At 33.1% G+C, this 3339-nt stretch carries 4 protein-coding genes; all 4 read right to left on the bottom strand.

What is annotated here, in order from left to right:
• Positions 1–41: 41 nt before the first annotated feature.
• The 4 genes from ENO17_03105 to ENO17_03090 all read right to left on the bottom strand — a co-directional run bounded on the left by ENO17_03105 (position 42) and on the right by ENO17_03090 (position 2769).
• Positions 42–542 (bottom strand): hypothetical protein, encoded by a 501-nt coding sequence (locus tag ENO17_03105; GenBank protein ID HER24025.1) that lies wholly within the window; start codon positions 540–542, stop codon positions 42–44.
• A gap of 157 nt (positions 543–699) precedes the next feature.
• Positions 700–1110 carry a hypothetical protein gene (locus ENO17_03100; GenBank protein HER24024.1) on the bottom strand — a complete coding sequence of 137 codons (411 nt, stop codon included), beginning with the start codon at positions 1108–1110 and terminating at the stop codon, positions 700–702.
• 86 nt (positions 1111–1196) lie between these two features.
• Entirely contained in the window at positions 1197–1952 is a 756-nt protein-coding gene (locus tag ENO17_03095; protein ID HER24023.1) for a DUF2393 domain-containing protein, read from the bottom strand.
• A 100-nt stretch (positions 1953–2052) separates the two neighbouring features.
• Positions 2053–2769, bottom strand: a complete 717-nt coding sequence (locus tag ENO17_03090; protein HER24022.1) for a hypothetical protein — start codon at positions 2767–2769, stop codon at positions 2053–2055.
• Positions 2770–3339 lie beyond the last annotated feature (570 nt).

The raw sequence follows: 3339 nt of genomic DNA, 5'->3' as shown, positions 1-3339 counted from the left end.
GTATCTACTAAATATAAAATACTATTCACTAAATACTAATTCTATACTTCTTCAAGTGAGATTATTTTCCAGTTGCCGTTTTCTTTTATAAAATCTACATTATATTCTATGCTTTCGTTATATAAATCCGTACAAATAATCCACAGAATACATCCCTCTAAAGATATTTTAATCTCCATTTTCCCCGTAGCATATATATCAGTCACTACTATCTCACTTTCGGGAATAGTTACTTTTTGTTCAATCTTAAACATCGAAAAAAAATTTAGTAAATCTTCATTTTCTTCTATCTTTGAAAATATTTCTTCAGGAAATCCATTAATATGATTATCGTAAGTTCCTCCCTGGTTGTCAGAGTAATTATAGGAGATGTTCTCCATAAATAAATCTACGTCTTTTTCTTTGATAGCTTCTTCAATATTTTTAGCAATCTTACCGATTTGAACTTTATCTGCAGAAGAACCGATACAACCTGCCAAGCATAATATCAAAAATAAGCTAATGGTTAATGCCCCGATTTTAGCCTTGTTTTTTCTATGCATTAAATCATTTCTCCTTTTATTCATATAAAAAATAATAAAATATAGTTTAGATGAAACGGCAGTATTAAAGGAAAAAATTAAAAACCAATAACAAAAAATTTATCCTTTGCTCATCATAATTAAATAACCAAGACTTGTTTTTTAATAATTTTTTGTCTTACTCTACATTTACTGAACTATAATCCCATTTTTCTTTATAGTGAGCAAATACCAGATATGCACCTGTTTTTTTTGGCGTAAAATAAGTAGAGATTGAGCCACTTTCAGGATTGAAATTCCAAACCTTTCCACAAGCTATACATTCATAGCTGGCTACCCAATCTACTTCAGCTGGATCTACCGGAATAAGGTTATCTTCCGAATCATAAGCTAAAATCGTGAAAAGCTTAGAAGTATTCACATTAAGGGTAGTAAAAGAAGGGGAAACCCGAATATAGCTGACTATATTACTATCATAGTCATAGCCGTCATCATCATCATCCGGAATGACAGTTGCACATCCACTAATTAAAATACAAAATACACTAATAACTAATAAAAGAGTAATCAATTTTCTTTTAAAATCCATGTTGATAAAATCTCCTTTTAATTTACTAACAATACCTTACTATTTTCACCGGATAACTGAATAACCGAATAATCCGGGGAACTAACTTAATTGATATAGAAAGACTGAAAAATTTCTTTTTTATCACTTTCCGTTTCTTGTACAAAGATTACACCGTGCATATCATTCCCCTCCCAATCAAAACCGTCAATAGAGAAGGAAAAACTGACACTTTCTCCCGGTTCGAGGGTGGCTACTGTTTTTTTCTGCTCTTCAAAGATATCTGCAACGCAATATCTTAGTCCTGTCTCCCCTCTATCTTTGAAAGTCATTCCATTTATCACCAAATTACTTAAAGCATAAGAATTAATATTTGTTATGGTTCCACTTATGGTATTAGTGGTAGAATAACTATCTCTTGTTGCCGATATTGCAATTTTAGCATTCTTGGCGAGTTCTGTTTCGATTTTGCTTTTTACAATCAAATAAGTTGTCGAGGTATGATGGATCCTTTGGTTTAAGCCATTAAATAAAATATTAGGAGTACTTCTTTCTGAAGCACTGGGGAAATACCATTTATATCGATCAAAAATTTCATCGGAAGCATAGAGCCCATAAGCTCGTTCTTCCACAAGTATCATTTCATCTCGACTATATTCCTCTGCTAATTGATCCAAGATTGGTTCTGCGATTTCACAATAGGTACAACCAAATTGAGAAAACATTTCTACCAGAACTACCCGAGATAACTCATCTTCCCCCTCACCTTCTCCTTCACCTTCAGATGGAGCAGTAGGAGTACACCCAACCAATAAACAAGTAACTAATCCAATTACTGACAAGATCAATAACAATTTTTTCATTACATTCTCCCTCTATTTTTTAATTTTACTATCCTAAAAAGATTAGAAAAAAGAAACGTTCTTTTCTTTTGCAAATGTTTACATACATAGCACTGTATCTCTAATCATCATTTACAACCATAATTATAGCGCCGGTTTTTAAATTATTGTATTGCGCAACTATTTCGCGTTTACCCGGAATAGATGGTGCAGTGTAGGTAATTGATAAACCTGTAGCGGGTGACAAGTCCCCTACACCACAAGGTTTACTCCAATTTATTTTTGATCCTTCCAGAGGAATTTCATTTAATTTAAGGTCATAACCATGAAGAGTAAAAAGAGAACTGCTACTAACTGGTAGAGTAGTTTCTTGCGGTGAAATTTTAATAGAAAATAATTCACCCATCTCGTAATTGATATTATCACAAGCAAGTTCTTCCGGAGGAGATAAAAGACCATCTTCATCCTTAAAACGAACATAAACATATCTTATCCCTGTACCAAACTCGGTGCCATATAAACCATTTGCAATATTAAATTCCTCATAAGAAGTACTGTACTCTTCCCATGCGGTCCAATCCTCTCCATTTCCACTGAAAGACATATAAGCTGCTCCTTCGGAGTAAACAGTTAAGATCGGGAAGCAGTCTTTAGTAGTCTCTGCTTCGCTTTCAATAATTATCCAACCACTTGTGGGACCACCGATAGGAGAAGGGGGATCGAGAGGGGAATCAGGATCAGAGGGAAGGTTAGGAATAGTACTCCCGCATCCTGCAGAAAATAGTAAAAACAAAAATAATATAAATACCAAGATAGATACTTTTCTTTGACACTTCATTGATTTTTTCCTTTAGTTGATATTTTTAGGTAACGTTATTATTATATCAAAATTAAAACATTGAAACAATAATAGTTGATAATATTTTTCATATCATCCACTATTTTCCCTTTTATTTTGTTAGAGTAAATATTTAAATTATGAGTAAAATTTTTAATTTTGTGAGAAATTTTATTTAAAGACTACATTTCTTCTTTTTTTATAGATTAGTTTAGCAATTAAAAAACATAATTAAAAAGGGACACTTAAGTGCCCCTTTTATTTCAATTTATTTTCCTAAATCTTTTCTTCTGATCAATATTTACCCTAATTGACCATTGCAATCACCAATTAAAATGGTGTAGTGCCGAAACAAGCACCTATGGAATCTGTAGTAGCTTCATCCCAAGTTACACATGTTGGAGCGGAAGCTGCAGTACCTTCATAGACTAAAATAGAACAATCAGAATCATCAAGGACGATCTTAGCATAGTAGACGGTTTCATTGCCGACTGCATCTACTAAGGTTACTATTGCATAATAGGTACCTGTGGTCAAGCAGGCGGTCTCACATGAGATAGGACAAGCGGT

The organism is Candidatus Atribacteria bacterium (assembly GCA_011056645.1).
Taxonomy (GTDB): Bacteria; Atribacterota; Phoenicimicrobiia; order Phoenicimicrobiales; family Phoenicimicrobiaceae; genus Sediminicultor; species Sediminicultor quartus.
Note: the sequence above shows the minus strand (reverse complement) of the source record. Positions and strands in the feature narration are given on the sequence as shown.